Annotated in this window: 18 protein-coding genes and 1 tRNA gene; 3 read left to right on the top strand and 16 right to left on the bottom strand. The window is 43.7% G+C overall.

Annotated elements, in window-relative coordinates:
- Window positions 1-134 precede the first annotated feature (134 nt).
- Window positions 135-207, top strand: a tRNA-Gln gene (locus ACFQ1G_RS08115).
- Window positions 208-418: 211 nt separating this feature from the next.
- Here ACFQ1G_RS08115 and surE read toward each other — a convergent pair.
- Window positions 419-1,141 (bottom strand): 5'/3'-nucleotidase SurE, encoded by a 723-nt coding sequence (surE, locus tag ACFQ1G_RS08110; RefSeq protein ID WP_380738361.1) that lies wholly within the window; start codon window positions 1,139-1,141, stop codon window positions 419-421.
- A 210-nt stretch (window positions 1,142-1,351) separates the two neighbouring features.
- On the opposite strand from surE, the gene ACFQ1G_RS08105 reads away from it, so the two are divergent.
- The gene (locus ACFQ1G_RS08105; RefSeq protein ID WP_380738359.1) at window positions 1,352-2,260 is read left to right on the top strand and encodes a diacylglycerol/lipid kinase family protein; all 909 of its coding nucleotides are present in this window, start codon (window positions 1,352-1,354) and stop codon (window positions 2,258-2,260) included.
- Window positions 2,261-2,331: 71 nt separating this feature from the next.
- Here the strand turns inward: ACFQ1G_RS08105 and ACFQ1G_RS08100 are convergent, their stop codons facing one another.
- Both ACFQ1G_RS08100 and ACFQ1G_RS08095 read right to left on the bottom strand, forming a co-directional pair.
- Window positions 2,332-2,706, bottom strand: coding sequence for a response regulator (locus tag ACFQ1G_RS08100; protein ID WP_380738357.1), 375 nt, complete (start codon window positions 2,704-2,706; stop codon window positions 2,332-2,334).
- Entirely contained in the window at window positions 2,703-4,667 is a 1,965-nt protein-coding gene (locus ACFQ1G_RS08095; protein ID WP_380738355.1) for a sensor histidine kinase, read from the bottom strand. The genes ACFQ1G_RS08100 and ACFQ1G_RS08095 overlap by 4 nt, the downstream gene beginning before the upstream one ends.
- A 262-nt stretch (window positions 4,668-4,929) precedes the next feature.
- On the opposite strand from ACFQ1G_RS08095, the gene ACFQ1G_RS08090 reads away from it, so the two are divergent.
- The gene (locus ACFQ1G_RS08090) at window positions 4,930-5,592 is read left to right on the top strand and encodes a c-type cytochrome (RefSeq protein WP_380738353.1); all 663 of its coding nucleotides are present in this window, start codon (window positions 4,930-4,932) and stop codon (window positions 5,590-5,592) included.
- A 75-nt stretch (window positions 5,593-5,667) separates the two neighbouring features.
- Here the strand turns inward: ACFQ1G_RS08090 and ACFQ1G_RS08085 are convergent, their stop codons facing one another.
- From ACFQ1G_RS08085 to ACFQ1G_RS08025, 13 genes are all read right to left on the bottom strand, one after another.
- Window positions 5,668-5,997, bottom strand: a complete 330-nt coding sequence (locus ACFQ1G_RS08085) for a hypothetical protein (protein ID WP_380738352.1) — start codon at window positions 5,995-5,997, stop codon at window positions 5,668-5,670.
- 6 nt (window positions 5,998-6,003) lie between these two features.
- Entirely contained in the window at window positions 6,004-7,431 is a 1,428-nt protein-coding gene (locus ACFQ1G_RS08080; protein WP_380738350.1) for an NADH-quinone oxidoreductase subunit N, read from the bottom strand.
- Window positions 7,432-7,449: 18 nt separating this feature from the next.
- Window positions 7,450-8,937 (bottom strand): complex I subunit 4 family protein, encoded by a 1,488-nt coding sequence (locus ACFQ1G_RS08075; RefSeq protein ID WP_380738348.1) that lies wholly within the window; start codon window positions 8,935-8,937, stop codon window positions 7,450-7,452.
- 9 nt (window positions 8,938-8,946) lie between these two features.
- Entirely contained in the window at window positions 8,947-10,866 is a 1,920-nt protein-coding gene (nuoL, locus tag ACFQ1G_RS08070) for an NADH-quinone oxidoreductase subunit L (RefSeq protein ID WP_380738346.1), read from the bottom strand.
- A 12-nt stretch (window positions 10,867-10,878) separates the two neighbouring features.
- Window positions 10,879-11,196, bottom strand: a complete 318-nt coding sequence (gene nuoK, locus ACFQ1G_RS08065) for an NADH-quinone oxidoreductase subunit NuoK (RefSeq protein WP_380738344.1) — start codon at window positions 11,194-11,196, stop codon at window positions 10,879-10,881.
- 46 nt (window positions 11,197-11,242) lie between these two features.
- Window positions 11,243-11,845 (bottom strand): NADH-quinone oxidoreductase subunit J family protein, encoded by a 603-nt coding sequence (locus ACFQ1G_RS08060; protein WP_380738342.1) that lies wholly within the window; start codon window positions 11,843-11,845, stop codon window positions 11,243-11,245.
- Window positions 11,846-11,848: 3 nt separating this feature from the next.
- Window positions 11,849-12,325, bottom strand: a complete 477-nt coding sequence (locus ACFQ1G_RS08055) for a 4Fe-4S dicluster domain-containing protein (RefSeq protein ID WP_380738340.1) — start codon at window positions 12,323-12,325, stop codon at window positions 11,849-11,851.
- 4 nt (window positions 12,326-12,329) lie between these two features.
- Window positions 12,330-13,379: an NADH-quinone oxidoreductase subunit NuoH gene (nuoH, locus tag ACFQ1G_RS08050; RefSeq protein WP_380738338.1), complete on the bottom strand. Its 1,050-nt coding sequence runs from the start codon at window positions 13,377-13,379 to the stop codon at window positions 12,330-12,332.
- A gap of 10 nt (window positions 13,380-13,389) precedes the next feature.
- Window positions 13,390-14,526: an NADH-quinone oxidoreductase subunit D gene (locus ACFQ1G_RS08045; RefSeq protein ID WP_380738336.1), complete on the bottom strand. Its 1,137-nt coding sequence runs from the start codon at window positions 14,524-14,526 to the stop codon at window positions 13,390-13,392.
- A 7-nt stretch (window positions 14,527-14,533) separates the two neighbouring features.
- A complete protein-coding gene (locus ACFQ1G_RS08040) occupies window positions 14,534-15,010 on the bottom strand; it encodes an NADH-quinone oxidoreductase subunit C (protein WP_380738334.1) in 477 nt (158 codons plus the stop codon).
- A 10-nt stretch (window positions 15,011-15,020) separates the two neighbouring features.
- Window positions 15,021-15,602, bottom strand: coding sequence for an NADH-quinone oxidoreductase subunit B (locus tag ACFQ1G_RS08035; protein WP_380738332.1), 582 nt, complete (start codon window positions 15,600-15,602; stop codon window positions 15,021-15,023).
- Window positions 15,593-15,943, bottom strand: a complete 351-nt coding sequence (locus ACFQ1G_RS08030) for an NADH-quinone oxidoreductase subunit A (RefSeq protein WP_380738330.1) — start codon at window positions 15,941-15,943, stop codon at window positions 15,593-15,595. The genes ACFQ1G_RS08035 and ACFQ1G_RS08030 overlap by 10 nt, the downstream gene beginning before the upstream one ends.
- Before the next feature lie 76 nt (window positions 15,944-16,019).
- Window positions 16,020-17,033 (bottom strand): 2-oxoacid:ferredoxin oxidoreductase subunit beta, encoded by a 1,014-nt coding sequence (locus ACFQ1G_RS08025; protein WP_380738328.1) that lies wholly within the window; start codon window positions 17,031-17,033, stop codon window positions 16,020-16,022.
- Window positions 17,034-17,035: the final 2 nt, after the last annotated feature.

Here is a 17,035-nt window from a genome sequence, read left to right as displayed (position 1 = left end):
TTTGCTGAATTACAGATCATTGTAAGTTATCGCGGCTGAAGTAGCATCAAAAGTTGAAGAGATTTCGAAAGAAATCGAAAAAAATATTTGTACAACAGAAAGTTTGTTTTAAATTTGCATCCGCATTACAGCAATGGCCTATGGTGTAACTGGCAACACGTCTGGTTTTGGTCCAGAAGAGTCTAGGTTCGAGCCCTAGTAGGCCAACAAAGTAAATGTGAAACCGAATTGTGAAAACAGTTCGGTTTTTTTGTTTTTGGAAATGACTGGACGAGAAGTTTATCCCGAGTCCCTTTGGCTATCGGGATCGAGGGAAGCCCTGGTCTTGTCCTGAGCGGAGCCGAAGGGAGGCCAACAAAGTAAATGTGAAACCGAATTGTGAAAACAGTTCGGTTTTTTTGTTTTTAAAGAGATTCCGTTATTTCAACTGCTCCAGGTATTTGTTGTCGGTAAGATCAAGGATCATAGGCGTAATACTGGTCATGCCTTGTCTTATTGCCCAGCGGTCTGTTCCTTCTTCCACTTCCTCAATAGGTACTACCGTGAACCAGTAATGTTGCCTGCCCATAGGATCTTTCTGGTCTATGACCCTCCCGTCATAATGCCTTACAGACTGAGAGGTCCATACGATCTCTCCTTCCGGGTTTCGGGGGAAGTTGACATTCAGTAGTTCCCGGTCGTGTTTATGGACCACTTCCTTTAAAGCCTCCTTTACAAAAGGTTTCAGGCTTTCAAAATCAGGTTCACCCTCGCCTACGGAAACGCTGAAGGCGACCCCTCTTATTCCGAAGAGAACTGCTTGCCTCGCTGCAGAGAGCGTGCCCGAATGCCAGGCGGAATTACCCAGATTAGCTCCAATGTTGATCCCTGAAAGTATCAGATCGATCCCGTCAAATAAGTGAGCTCCCAGTGCCACACAATCGGCAGGGGTACCACTTACCCGGTAGGCCTCGATGCCTTCAAAGTGAATAGGGGAGGTCTTATAGGTGATGGGTTTACCCGATGTTATTGCCTGCCCCATGGAAGATTGCTCGACATCCGGCGCCATTACGATCACTTCTCCATATTCTGCCGCGGTTTCCGCAAGACACATGAGCCCCGGACTATAAATTCCGTCATCATTGGTTACCAATATTTTCATCATTACAGTTTTTATAGTTCGTTAGCCTTTAATTTACAAAATTCGGTTCCCAATACCTGTTGTAGGCTGGGAGATTAACCCAAAATTATTTTTGTTTTAACACTGTAGCCTCAAAAAGCGGTTTTTGAAGCGAGGTTTTCATAAGCAACTGTTAATCAGTGGTAAAGATGCAATTCAATCCTTAAATTTGAAGATCAGAATTCCATACTCATGAAAGCACAGATCATTTACAATCCTACTTCGGGTAAGAACAGGCATACCAAAGAAGATGTCGAAAAATTCGTTTCAAAGGGCAATTTTTCAAAGGTGAAGTTTGCTTCCACAGAAGAAGAACACTGGGAAAGGTTCGACGCCAATCACCCCGATGTGATTTTCCTCGCAGGTGGTGACGGTACTGTGCACAAGGTGGCCAAAGTCCTTTTGGAAAGTAAAAAAATTGATTCCCATACCCCTGTGCATATCCTGCCTATGGGAACGGCCAATAATATCTCCAAAACACTCAGGATAGGATCTTCCTATATTTCTCATAGGTTCAATACGGTAAAATACCTGAAGCGATTTGATGTGGGAAGGGTAAAAGGCTTCCGGGAAAGGGAATTTTTTCTGGAAGCAGTTGGTGCCGGGGTATTTCCGGCTCTTGTGTCGAGGATCAAGAATATGCAGATCACCTCTTTCAGTAAGTCTGAAGAGATCGAAAAATCGCTGGAAGTGCTGCTTGACGTTGTCAGGAATTTTAAAGCCCAACGGGCGGTCATTAAGACGGAGGGCATTACTATTTCCGGTCATTTTTTACTGGTCGAAGTAATGAACATACAATACATTGGTCCCAATTTTGAACTGGCGCCTACCGCGAATCCGGGTGACGGTTATTTTGACCTGGTATTGATCCCAGAAGAGAAGCGGGAACAACTGCTGGATTATATTCAGAAAATGATAGAGGAGTTCGCAGATGAAGAAGACCTTAAGGATATGGTTTTTTCTATGAGGGTGAAAAAAACTGAGATCCAGTGGGATGGTCCCGATGTTCATGTTGATGATGAGCTTATTCAGGGATTTTCTGGGGGCAGCTTCGTGGTAGATCTGGACCCCGAACGGTTAAAGTTTGTGAAGGACCTGTAAGGACTTTCTGAAGCTTGCTTGCTTTTATTCGTAGTTAATTAATTTGGGGAGCTTTTTCTGAATTTGGACTGTCAGGCAATTTCTTTCAGGAACTTTGATGTGATTGGTTTACTGATAAAGCCTTTTAACTCCTCATAACTTCTGGCCCGATCCTGATCACTTTGAGATATGGAAGATGTTACTATATAGATTGAAGACTCAGAATAGAGTTCGGGTTTTTGTTCTTTTAAATGATCCAGAAATTCCCAGCCATCCAAATGCGGCATGTTGAGGTCCAATAAAATAATTTCAGGAGCAGGAATATCACCATTGCTTAATACTTCAAGAGCATTTCTGGAATCATCAAACAAGTAGACCTTGTCAAAAAGCTCTGAACTACTGATCATTTTTCCAATAATGATCTTGTAGATCTCGTCATCATCAACAACCGCGATAGATTTTCTCATTGAAAATTGACTTTAAAAGTGGTTCCGTAACCCGGGGTGCTTTCTACTTCTATTTCCCCACCCATGGCTTCAACCTGGTGCTTTGTAATGAAAAGCCCTATTCCTCGAGAATCCTGTCTGTCAGTAAATGTCTTGTACATCCCAAAGAGCTTTTCCTTATTTCTCTCCAAATCGATCCCTATACCGTTGTCTGAAATTTCCAATGACCATTTGTCGGCTTCGCGTTGGGTGGCCTTGATGTTGATCTCCGGATTCCTGTTCTCGTCACTGTATCGCAGGGAGTTGGAAATGAAATTAAGCAGTACGCTTTCCAGGTAGGCTGAATTGAAATTGATTTCAGCTTCTCTGGGAATGTCAATGAAAATTTTAGCCTGCTTCTCCTTGATACGTATCTCCAGGTGTTCAATGGTTTTCTTTACAAAATCCACCAGTTTTAACGGTTCCTTTTTCAGGTCGGGGTTATTCTGAATGGAAACCACCTCATTTAAATGTTGCAGGGTTTGGTTAAGGTTGGCAGTCACTTTGGAAAGTAACTCAATGTAATTGTCTCGGTCCTCCTGAAGCTCTGAAATTTCGTAGAGATCTAAAATAGACTGAATGTTGCTCGAGTGGGAGCGAAGGTCATGAGATATAATATAACTGAAGTTAACCAGCCTTTTGTTCTGGTCTACCAGCATCTTGTATGATTTATTCAGCTGAAGTTCGGCTTCTTTATTTTTTGTTATATCCTCAATGATCGAAATATGGGATGTAGGTTCATCGCCGGGTTGCCATAAAGGGGAGACCGTTAATTTTACCCAGTAGATAGAACCGTCCTTTTTAAGGGCCCTTTTCTCAAGACTGTACTCCCTGATCTCACCCTGCAGCAACTTTTGCATAAGAATACCGTTCTCTTCATTGTCATTTGGGTGGGAGAGTTGCTTATAATTAAGTTTGGTGATCTCTTCTTCTGAATATCCTGAAAGATCCCTGAAGCGTTTATTGGTCTCAATGAATTTACCTGTTCTGGTGTCCATCCTGGCCATCCCCACGGCTGCCTGGTTGAAGATCTTACGGAAGCGCAGGTTACTGTTGTAAAGTTCCAGGTTCTGGGCTTCCACAACTGCCTCCAGCTTTTCCGGCCTTTTTAATAATTTTTTCATCAAATGACCTAGCCAAATTGCGAGAAAGACTATAAGACCAGCAAGAGGCAACAGGCTTAAGAATGGTGCATATTGGTTTTTAGGGGCCACGTACACTTTCCAATTTCCGTCTGTGAAAAGTATGTTTTCAGAATAGGCATTGGAAGAAATATCACCTTCAAGGTAGAAATTTTCCTTGCCGGTTTCAGGGTCATATTTTGAGAACTGAAATTGATAATCTCCCCTTGATAATTCATTAAAACCGGCTTGTTCCAGTAGGTTTTCAAATTTGATGATCACCGCTGAAAAACCCCAGAATTCATTATCTATGAATACAGGCAGTCTCCCCACCACGGCCAGGCCTCCCTGTTTAAGCTGAAAGGGACCGGCAAAATACATTCTTCTCTTTTCGATGGCACGAAAGGCTTCTTCATTGCGGGTTTCATCGGCCAGGATATCATAATTTAGTGCTGCTCTGTTTTCTTCCAGCGGGTAGACGTGTGTTATAATCCCCTTGGGAACCAATTGAATGGCGTCCAGATTGGGGTTGGCTTCCAGAAGTTGCGGAGCCTTTGCTTCAAAATCGAAGATCTGCCCGTCATCCCCAATTAGCAGGGCCTGGCTGAGAGCTGCAGAATAACTGCTTTTAAGGGGCTGGGAAATATTATTTTCGATGACCTGGATGATCCCTATCATCTCCCGGTTCCTCTCTTCAGAAAGGATACGGTAACGTTGCCAGAAGATAAATGAACCCAATAGTAGGACAATCACAAAAACTAAAAATCCGACCACAGCCGGCTTCTTGAAATTTATAGTTGAGGCTGTTAATTTATTGTCCATATTGGATTTAGGGGTCAAATGGATTGACAATTCTAAGTAAAATTAATTCAATTAGGAAAATTTTAACACCTACTGATGAGTTAATTTATTTAAATGTTAATCATTGTAGCTTTTTTCTTATAGAAATTTAAAATTATTTGGCTTAGAATGGTATTTTTTCAAGGATTTAGGTAGTATGACTGATTTTTGTTAGATAATTAAAAAACAGGTCTGGAATTTTAATATATTTAATATCAGTAAGTTAACTAAAATTATATTTGCTATGTCTGGACCATCCAATCTCCGAATTGCCCCTGATTTGTTACGGTTTTCATTGTCTTCTTTAATTGTTTTTTCCTTTCTATTGACCGGATGTAAGGAAAAGGAATACTCAGAAATATCTGCTGCCCCCGGGGAAATTGAACTGCAGGAAGCTAATGCTGATCAGGCCCAGAAAGATCTTGTAAAGCGAGGTGAATATTTGATTACCAGTATTGGTTGTGCAGACTGCCATTCTCCAAAAAAAATGGGAGAAAGGGGACCTGAAGAAGATCCTGAACTTAAATTATCAGGTTACCGGCAGGGGAACGAATTACCGCCAATTGATCAAAACGCTGTTGAGAAGGGATGGATCTTATTTACTGGAGATCTAACCGCTTCTGTAGGACCCTGGGGAGTTTCTTTTGCAGCTAATCTTACTTCAGATGAAACCGGAATAGGGAACTGGACCTATGAACAGTTCGAAACCGCTATTCGCCAGGGGAAATACAAGGGAATGAAGAATAACCGCGACTTACTTCCGCCTATGCCTTGGCCTAGTTACGGCCTGCTTTCAGATGATGACCTCAAAGCCATGTTCGCCTATTTAAAAAGCACCAAACCCATTAAAAATGCGGTTCCTGCGCCTATCCCTCCAGATAAGATAGCCCGAATGAAAAAGCAATAAATTAAAAAGCCCTGCAGATCACTCTGCAAGGCTTTAATCCCGCTGTTGCGGGACCATCCTAAACTTAAACTAAAATTACTCTTCTTTTTTTTGCCAATACTGAGGTGAGGTGTTTTCTGAAACCTGGTTCCAGTAATCGGCCGTTACCTTACGGTCATCAAAGGTCCTGAGCTTTCTTTCATAAACGGCTACCACCGGGTTAAAGGTCATATCTGTGACCGCGACGGTATAGAGCTGTGGTTCTTCTTCCTTCTTCCTCTTCTCTTCTTCTATAATTACTTCAAAGCCATTGTGTTCCAGTAAATCTTTAAGAAAGTCTTTTCGGGCTTCCTCGATCTTCTTTTCTACAAAACTTACACGGGTATCTCCAATGTTTCCGAACGTATGTTTACCTTCTAATGCCATAACTTTCTAATTAAAAACAGCGCTTAAATCATATATGTAATCATAAAGCGGACTATATAATCCCAGAGCCAGGATTCCCAGCACGGTGATTAACAGACCCAGCTTCATATAGATCTTACTTCTGAAAAATGGGATAGGATCTTCTCCTTTTCTTACGAACATCGCTCTTATTACCAACAAATAATAATAAAGGGAAATGGTCACGTTCACTACTGCCAGGAATACCAGCAGATAATATCCTTTACTCGCGGCTGCCGTGAACAGGAAGAACTTTCCGAAGAATCCTGCCACCGGCGGAATCCCCGCCAGCGAGAACAAAGCCAGCATCATGACCAAACTCAATTTAGGGTTGGTACGGTACAGCCCTTCATAATCATCCATGTTTTCTTTACCGGTCTTGGTAGATATGGCTTGCACCACTCCAAAAGCAGCCAGGTTTGAGAAAATATATATTGTCACGAAATATACAACGGTCGCGGTCCCTAATTGGGTTCCTGTCATTAGACCTAAAAGAATGAATCCGGCCTGCGCGATTGACGAATATGCCAGGAAGCGCTTCATGTTTTGTTGTCTTAACGCGAAGAGGTTTCCTGTGAACATGGTGACCAGGGCCAGGATGTAAAGTAGGGGCTCCCAAATGTGCATTAAAGGTTTTAAAACGGTGAACAACAGGATCATCAAAATGAATGACGCCGCGCCTTTAGAAATAACCGAAAGATAAGAGGCGATACTTATGGGAGAGCCCTGATATACATCGGCTGTCCAGAAGTGGAAAGGCACCAAAGATATCTTGAAAGCAAGCCCCGCAAAGAACAGGATGAATCCTAAAATAGTAAGATTGTTTGCCACCAACGTACTTATCACATCTTCAAAATATATGGAGCCGTTGGTTGCATACAGCATGGTAATACCGAACAAAGAAACTCCCGATGCCAGCGCCGCTGAAAGTATGAACTTCACAGCCGCTTCGCCCGATTGTCTCTTCATGATTTCGAACGCAGCCAGAGCCGCTACCGGCAGGGTTGATAGTTCCAGCCCAATATAGAACATAAGGAAGTCGCCGGCCGAGATCATGAAATACATTCCCAGCAGGGAGGCGAACAACAGGATGAAGAACTCAGAGCCGCGATCCTGTTTTATAACATTCTTGTCCAGCCATTCTGCCGACTGTAACAAGATGGTGAAAACGCCAATGTTCAACACCACTTTAAAGAAGTGTATCATGTCATTGCTCCTGAACATGCCTCCGAAAAGGCTGGCTTCAGCCAAAGGAAAGAATCCAACTGCCGTGTGAATTCCGAAGAAAACCAAAGCTAAATGCATGATACTGGTTTTCCGGTTTTCGGGGACGAATATTTCAGCAATGATCAATAGCAGGATGATCGATAAAAGTAAGATCTCATGCCGCATCAGTAAAAAACTGTTAAGTTCCATTTTTCTCCTCTTTAAATATTATAACACTCCCTGGATGAAGGGTTGTATGCTTTCTAAAATCATATTACTGATCCAAAGTGGCGCTACTCCAATTCCTACGATAGGGATAAGCAGCAGCAGGATCCCGGTTCTTTCATACCAGGTCACTCCGGGCAGTTTGGTATACGCTTCATTTTTCACCGGTCCCATCAACATGATACCAACCACTCTCAGAACATAGACTGCGGTCACCACGATCGCTGAGATCGAGATAATGGTCGCAACCCTGTAGAACATGCTGTCATGCTGAAAAGCTCCCATGAAAATGTTCATTTCGGCTACAAATCCGCTGAAACCGGGAAGTCCCAATAATGCCATTCCGGCGATCACATAGATGACCGAAATGAAAGGGATCACCTTCAGCAATCCACCTAGTTTTGTAATGTCCCGGGTATGAGTTCTTCCGTAGATCATCCCGATAAGGGCAAAGAACAATGCTGTCATGAATCCGTGAGAAAGGGATTGTAAAATGGCCCCGTTCCAGGCTGTTTTATTCAGCATAAGCAGAGCGAAACTTACCATTCCCAGGTGGCTCACAGATGCGTAGGCGTTAATATATTTCAGGTCGGTTTGTCGTAAGGCCGCGAAAGCACCGTAGATCACTCCAGTTGCTGAAAGGATAATGAAGAACCAGCTCCATTCCAGCGCTCCTTCCGGAAGCAGGAACATCGCCACCCTAAAGATCCCGTAACCACCCAGTTTCATCAAAACCCCGGCGTGCAGCATGGAAACCGCTGTTGGTGCCGAAGCGTGTCCGTCTGGTGACCAGGTGTGGAAAGGGAATAAGGCTCCCAGGATCGCGAACCCTATAAAGGTTAGCGGGAAGAACAGTTTTTGTGCTTCAAACGGGATATTCACCTTAGCGATCTCCAGAATATTGAAGGTTAGTGCCCCTCCGTCGGCATTTGAATTGAAATAGATGCCCAGGATCCCAACCATTAATATGGCGGAAGCTCCCATCAGCATTAAGGTTAATTTCATTGCCGAATATTCCTTTGGCCCTGAACCCCATATCCCGATCAAGAGATACATTGGGATCACCGCGATCTCGTAGAATACGAACATGGTGAACAGGTCTATCGAAATAAAGAAACCATAAACCCCTGTTGACAATACGATCAGGGAAATGAAGAATTCCTTTGGCAGATCCTCCATTTTCCAGGAGATGAAAACCCCGGCCAGTACAATGATCGAAGTAAGCAGGATAAGAGCGACAGAAATTCCGTCGACTCCAATGTTATAATGTATGTTGAATTGTTCAAACCAAACCAGGTCTCTGGTGAACAGCATGATGCTGTCATCAACGGCCCGTTCACGTATGTAAGCGAACATAAGGTTTATTGCCATTCCAAGCTGAATGAGCCCACCCAGCATTGAGATCATGCGGGCCTGCTTCAGGTCTTTTGTGAAAACCAAAGCGATGATTACAAGAACCGGTGCTATGACAAAAAGTGATAAAATATCCATGATCATTCGTTAATTAGTCCATATATAAATGAATACCAGCGCCAGGATAACAACCCCTCCAATAAATCCGAAGGCGTAATCCTGTACTTTCCCCGACTGCATTCCTTTGATCTTTTGTGAGATCACCACTGTTTTATTTCCGATACCCTCCATAGTGCCGTCCACGATCTTCTTGTCGAATTTCGCGATTGGGGCGGCAACGCTATTGAAGAAGATATTACGGGCGATGAACAAATAGATCTCATCGAAGTAGAACTTGCGACTGGTCCAGGTATAAACTCTTCCAAAGGCATTTGCAAAGCGGTATGCCAGGTCATTTTCTTTTTTGTAGAAGATCCAGGCGATGATGATACCCAGTAATCCTGCGCCAACTGCGATCGCCGCAAGAGGATAATTCAGGTGGGCTTCAAAACCGGCCTTATCTGCAGTAACAAATTCACTGAACGGGATAAATCCTGCTCCAATACTCAATACTGCCAGGATAATGAGCGGTAAGGTCATTGAAAATGGAGATTCATGCGGAGCATGCTCGTATTTCGTTTCTTTACCCCAGAATATTCCGAAGTAGATCCTGAACATATAGAATGCTGTAAGTCCGGCTACGAAAACCCCGTTACCATATAGGAACTGACTGTTCTCGAAAGCGGCTACCAGGATCTCGTCCTTACTCCAGAAACCTGCCAATGGCGGTACCCCCGCGATGGCCAGAGCAGCGATCAAAAATGTGATATTGGTGACCGGCATATATTTTCTTAGTCCACCCATGTCCTGTAATAAGTTGGAGTGAACGGCATGAATGACAGAACCGGCTCCCAGGAATAACAGGGCTTTGAACATGGCGTGTGTGAACAGGTGGAACATGGAGGCCATGTAACCAACTCCTTCGTGTCCGTCAAATCCGGAAACACCTAAAGCCATCATCATATAACCAAGTTGTGACATAGTGGAAAAGGCGAGTACTCGTTTGATATCTGTCTGGGTGATCGCGATGATCGCGGCAAACAAAGAGGAGAATGCTCCAACATAGGCCACGATCTCCAGCGCGAAGCCGTCTTCTACCATATAGAACATGGGGAAGAGTCTTGCCACCAGGTAAACTCCGGCCACAACCATGGTAGCAGCGTGAATAAGCGCAGAAACCGGGGTTGGCCCCTCCATCGCATCGGGCAACCAGATATGTAATGGGAACATGGCCGATTTACCGGCACCTCCCATGAATATCAGGATCAATGCCCAGGTGATGAAAGAAAGTCCCATAAAGGAAGAAGAAGCCCAATTCAGGATCGCAGGCCCTTCAGGATCATTAAGGGTTTCAAAGTCAAAAGTGTTGGTGTAAAAACCTATAATGAAGATCCCTATCAAAAATCCGAAGTCGGCGAAACGGGTGACTATAAAGGCTTTTTTGGCAGCCGCGATCGCTGAGGATTTAGTGTAATAGTATCCGATCAACAGGAAGGAAGAAACTCCCACCAGCTCCCAGAAAATATAGATCTGGAAAAGGTTTGTGGCCAGTACCAGTCCGTACATTGAAAAGGTGAACAAAGAAAGGTAAGCGAAGAACCGGGTATACCCGTCGTCGCCTTTCATATAACCTCTGCTGTAAATATGCACCATTAGAGAGACGGTGGAAACGACGATCAACATCATCACCGAGATAGGATCGATCAAAACTCCCATGTCTATATGCAAGGTGTCGGTGAAATTCATCCAGGTGACCTTTTCTACGAAAGTCTGGTAAACCCCGTCAAGTTTACCCTGAACAAAGAAATATTGCCAGGCGGTATGATAGGAAAGCAGGGTAGAGGCTGCAAGACCTGCCACACCTACCAGGCCAGATACGGCCGGTTTAATTTTATGGCTGAAGATCCCCAGGACCAGAAAGACGGTCAGGGGAATCGCAGGAATTAAAAGAAGGTTAGTAAGGTTCATGTCTTGAAAGGATTAATACTTCATTGTTTCAGTTTCCTTGACTTCCACAGAACTCAGGCGCCTGTAGATATTGATGATAATGGCAACCGCAAGGGCCGTTTCGGCCGCCGCTACCGCAATTATGAAAATCGAGTACACCATGCCCTGAAGCATTTCAGGATATAGGTACTTATTGATCACTACAAAATTTATTACAGATGAATTCAGTATCAATTCTACAGAAATGAGGATCGATACCAGGTTCTTTCGTGTAATGAACCCATACACTCCAATGAAGAACAGGATGGAGGTGAGGGTGAGAATTTCGGTTATGCTTACTCCCGGGATCATATGCAATGTTTATTTTTTAAGGCTTTATGCCTGCTTTTCTAATCTTTTATACTGAAGTTTCGTTCTCCAGAACTTTTGCTTCAGCTTTTTGTTTGGCATCCTTCAGAATTACATCCAGATCTATGTCATTAAAATTCGGATCCTGTTTTATTTCCCTACCGCCTTTGGCGATCACGATAGCTCCTATCATGGCTGCCAGCAAAAGCACACTTATTACTTCAAAAGGCAGGATAAATCCGCCTTTTTCGAAGCTCAGCAGCGCGTTTCCTATTTCAGCAACAGTAGTAGGGGCAGTAGTTTCAGCAACGGCAAAAGGGTGTGAATAAATTGTGGCTAGGAAAACGCTTAGACCCATCAGGCAAAGTAGTGCCGTAAACCAGCGCCTTGCCGGTTTGGCTATTTCCAGTTCCATCTCGATATGCTCGATAAGCAGAACCGAGAAAATGATGAGCACTACGATACCACCTGCGTATACGGTAAGCTGAATGGCCGCCAGGAAATTATAGTCCATCATAAAATATAGCCCGGCGGCCCCTATCAGCACAAATAACAGATATACAACAGAACGCAACATTTTTCGGCTGCTAACCGCGGAGATCGCGGCGCCAACCATTATTATAGCTAGAAGGTAAAAAATTACTTTTTCCATGACTTATTCTTCTACTCCGGCTCTCACTTTAGAGCCCGGTTTGTTTAACACTCGGGTTAGGTGGGTCCTGTCATAAACGGAATTCTCAAAGTTCTGAGCCCATTTAATGGCGTCTGAAGGACACGCGTCCACACAAAGTCCGCATTGGGTGCACATTCCCAAATGATAGATATGTTGATCTATGATCTTTTTCTTTTTTCCGGTTTCCTCATCGATCACCCGGTCCCAGATGATCTCGATACTTCCATTAGGGCAGGCCAGTTCACATTTTTGACATCCGGTACAGCTGTGCTCGTTGTTCTCATCATGTGGCATCACCACCTCTCCGCGGAAGCGTTCGAACATTTGAAGGGTTTCCCGGTTTTCAGGATATTGCTGGGTAATGGCACCTTTTCGTGAATTCAGGAAATATTTTCCCGTAACGCTCATCCCTGTGAGAAGGGTCTTTATGCCATTATATATTTCTGAAAAGTAACTCATGGTCTTAGAATTGAATAGTGAGATTTAACCATACGATCACAGCCATCAACACAAGGTTTACCAGGTTGATGGGTAACAGGTATTTCCATTCCAGGGTTAATAATTGATCAACTCTCAGCCTCGGAAACGTCCATCTGAACCACATCATTAGGAACACCAACACAAACGTTTTCGCAAGGAACCAGAAGAGGCCTAAAAATGGTATGGATTCGGTCATTCCGAAGGGGGATAACCATCCTCCGAAGAATACCGTGGTTGCGATAGCAGCTATAATGAACATGTTGATGAATTCCGCGAGAAAGAAATAGGCGAACTTCATTCCCGAATATTCGGTGTGAAATCCTGCTCCCAGTTCAGATTCGGCTTCCACCATATCAAAAGGCGCGCGGTTGGTTTCTGCGGTCCCCGAGATCATATAGATCATAAAGGCGATCATCGCGGGAATATGTCCCTGCACGATCAACCAGCCGTCCTTTTGCACTTCAATAATCTCTGAAAGCTGTAAACTTCCGGAGAGAATGACCATGGTCAAAAGTGACAAACCAACAGAAAGTTCATAACTAATGGTCTGTACTCCACTTCTCATCGCCCCGATTAAGGCGAATTTGTTATTACTGCTCCAGCCTCCCAAAAGGATACCGATCACTCCAATAGAGGAGATGGCTATCAAAAAGAACAATCCAATATTTATATCATATGCTTGCAGATCCTTGGTGAAAGGGAAAACCGCAAGTGCCATCAAAGCAGTGATGATCACAAAATAGGGGGCGAGGTTATAGAGAAACTTATCAGCTTTTACTGTACCTGTAAGTTCCTTGGAAACCAGTTTCAGGGCATCTGCCAGCGTCTGGAACATTCCCTTATATCCTACACGGTTAGGACCAAGTCTCAATTGAAACCAGGCAGCTACCTTTCTTTCCAGTAAAACCAGGTATAATCCCAATACTGCGAAAACAGTAAGATAGATAAGGGCGATAAATACCATTTTCGCGATACTTACTGCGCCTGCCGGCATGAAGCTGAGTAACCACTCATTGATGCTTAAGAAATTCATTTTTTACAATTTATCGGTCAATATCCGGTACTACAATATCTATGGTAGCCATCGTGGCTACAAGGTCTCCAATCTTTCCACCCACCGCGATGTGATTCAGCAGGGAGAGATTTGAAAGCCCTGGAGATCTGAATTTCATCCGGTACGGGTTCTTACTTCCGTCACTAAGGATGTAAACCCCCAGTTCTCCTCTGGCGGTCTCTACTTTTTGATAATATTCCCCTTTAGGCAATTTGATCACAGCTTTGGTTTCAACCTTGTGATCCCCTTCTGGAATGTTATCTATCAATTGTTCTATAATTGAAAGAGACTCCCACATTTCCTGGATCCTCACAGTATAGCGGGCGAAAGAATCTCCGGCGGTATCAAGCGCTTCGTTGAAACTTACCAGGTCAAGTGCACTGTATGGATGGTATTTTCTTACGTCGCAGGAATAACCTGAAGCCCGTGCAACAGGGCCCGAAGCCCCAAAATTGATTGCATCTTCCTTAGTTAATATTCCCACGCCTTTTGTTCTCTTCTGAAAAATGACATTTCCGGTTAGGAGTTTGTCATACTCAGGAAGCTTGGTCTTGAAATGAGCCACAAACTCTTTTACCCTTTTTACAAAGTTTGGATGGATGTCATGCATCAATCCTCCCGGGATATTGTAGTTCATTGTAAGTCTTGCTCCGCAGGTCTCTTCAAAAATGTCATTTATCATCTCCCGGTCCCTGAAGCCATAAAAGTAGGTGGTTAATGCTCCTACGTCCATTCCCATTACTCCCCACCATAAGGTATGAGAAGCGAGCCTGGTCAATTCACCTAAAATGGTCCTGATGACTTTAACCCTTTCTGGAACTTCAAGTTCCAGTGCGTTTTCTACGGTTAAACAAACAGCTTCGTTGTTGATATGAGAGGAGAGGTAATCCATCCTGTCGGTCAGGTGAACGATCTGCTGGTAACTGTCCCGCTCACACATTTTCTCGATAGAGCGATGTATATAACCAAGATCTGGATCCACCTTTTTGATGATCTCCCCGTCAATGGTCAATAATAATCTGAGTACTCCGTGAGTGGCCGGGTGTTGGGGCCCCATGTTGATGAAGTATTCTTCAGACTTGAAGTTATTTCTTGGTGTGGCTTTATTTACAGTTGCTGTTTCCATAAAATGTCTATTTAACCACCATGTTTACGTCGTCTACATAATCCTTTCTAAGAGGGAATCCTTCCCAGTCTTCAGAAAGGAAGAGACGTTTCATGTTCGGGTGATTTCTGAATTTAATTCCGAAGAAATCGTATACTTCCCGTTCATGGAAATTGGCTGTCGCCCATAGATCCTGAACGCTGTCAAAAATGGGGTTTTCACGATCCTCTGTCTGTACCTTCACCACGATGATATGGCGGTGCACGGTAGACTCAAGATGATATACCACTCCCAGTTCTTTACCGTAATCAACCCCGGTGAGGCAGAAGAGGTAATCGAAATGCGTCTCGGGGTGATGTTGCAGTAGACCCATTAATTCGTGAAGGTTTTCAGGCTCTATACTCACGTTAAGAAACTGGGAACCTTCCGTAGAAAATTCGGGCTGAGTAAATTCAGGCACGGGGAACCAGCTTTCTATAGTCTTTTGTAGTTCTTCGTTTGTCATGGCTCCTTATTTATTTTCCTTCGTCAAAACCTTCGATAGGGTTCTTTTGTTTGGTACGGCTTTCGGTCATGATCTTCTTTTGCAGCATGATCATACCTTCCAGTAATGCTTCGGGTCGCGGTGGACAACCCGGTACATAGATATCAACGGGGATCACGTGATCTGCACCTTTTACTACGGAATAAGAGTTGTAAAAGAAGGGCCCTCCCGAAATGGCACAGGCACCCATTGCGATCACATACTTTGGCTCGGCCATCTGGTCATACAACCTTCTCAGCACAGGAGCCATTTTATTGGTGATAGTTCCCGCGATAATGATGAGATCGGCTTGCCTGGGGGAAGGCCTTGCCACTTCAAAACCAAAGCGGGAATAATCATGACGGGCTGCGCCGGTTTGCATCATTTCAATGGCGCAACAACTCGTTCCAAAATAAAGGGACCAAAGCGAATTCGCCCGGCCCCAGTTAATTATCTTATCAAGCGAGGTCACCACAATATTGGCGCCGTTGCCTGCCGGAATAACTTTTCCGGGAAAATCTTCTGGTATTTGTCCTGCTTTTGAAGCAGTTTCTTTTTTATTTATTATTCCCATTTCAATGCTCCTTTTTTCCATGCGTAAGCGAGACCAAGTCCCAGGATAAACAGGAAGATGATTATTTCAACAAGCGCTACCGTACCCAGATCTGCAAATACTACTGCCCAGGGTACTAAAAAGGCAACTTCTACATCAAAGATCAGGAAGAGGATAGCGAACAAATAGTATCCCACCTTGAACTGAACCCAGGTAGGACCGATCGTTTTCATCCCACTTTCATAAGGTTCCCTTTTCTGAAGGTTATCTGACTTTGGCGATATTAAATTCGAAAGAAAGTTCGCGCCGGCAACCAAAATTACCCCGGCAAGAAAAAAGACGATGATTGCTTCTGAACCCATTTTTTCCAGGCTTTAATTTGTTAATAAAATTAACAGTAATCCTCCAGCTGAGAACTGATGAAAGTCAGTAAAACCGTTATTTCACCTGATAAGTTTCTCCCGAAAAGAAGAGGTCGTCAGTCACTTTAAAATCAGATTTTGCTTTGATCTGTTCGGTCAGTGCATTCTCTCTTTCTTCCAGGGTAACATCCTCAAAACTTCGAATGATTCCGGTTACTAAAGGATATTCCAATCTCACCAGCATTTGATGCATGGTAGGGTCTTTTTCCTTGGCGTCATGTACCAGAATATCATCTTCTGTAATACCGTTTTCACCAATAGTGACCACCTCCAGTTTAAGACCATTTAAGATAAGGCCTTTGTTTTTGTCTTTTCCGAAGATCATAGGTTTACCATGTTCCACGAACAACTGCTTGTCTTCTCTAACGCTCTTGTCTGTGTATTTAACATAACAACCGTCATTGAAGATCACGCAGTTCTGCAACACCTCAATTAAGGATGTACCTTTGAACTTTTCAGCCTGAATGAATAGATCACTCATTTCTTTAGGCGCATTCCCGCCAATTCTTGCAAAAAATCGTGCCTGGGCACCAATTGCAAGTTCTCCCGGGGAGAATGGCGGCTGAGTATTCCCAAAAGGAGAGGATTTAGTTCTTTGTCCTACTAAAGAGGTAGGGGAGAACTGGCCTTTTGTAAGACCGTATATCTCGTTGTTGAAAAGAATGATGTTGAGGTCGATATTTCTTCTTAGTACGTGTATGAAATGGTTTCCTCCAATAGCCATACTATCTCCATCCCCGGTAATAACCCAAACACTTAGATCTGGGTTTGCCAGTTTCACTCCAGATGCGATCGCAGGAGCTCTACCATGGATCCCGTGCATTCCGTAAGTTCCCATATAATAAGGGAAGCGGGAAGAACACCCGATCCCGGAAATGAATACTACATCTTCCTTTTTTACTCCCATTTCGGGAAGGGCTTTTTGAACAGAGCGTAAAATAACATAGTCATCACATCCCGGACACCATCTTACTTCCTGGTCATTGCCAAAATCCTTGTACGTGTACTTTTTTTGAACTGTTGTTTCCATAG

The organism is Salinimicrobium gaetbulicola (assembly GCF_042676025.1).
GTDB classification, from domain to species: domain Bacteria; phylum Bacteroidota; class Bacteroidia; order Flavobacteriales; family Flavobacteriaceae; genus Salinimicrobium; species Salinimicrobium gaetbulicola.
The sequence above is the reverse complement of the archived record's forward strand: the minus strand, read 5'-3'. Positions and strand labels throughout refer to the sequence as shown.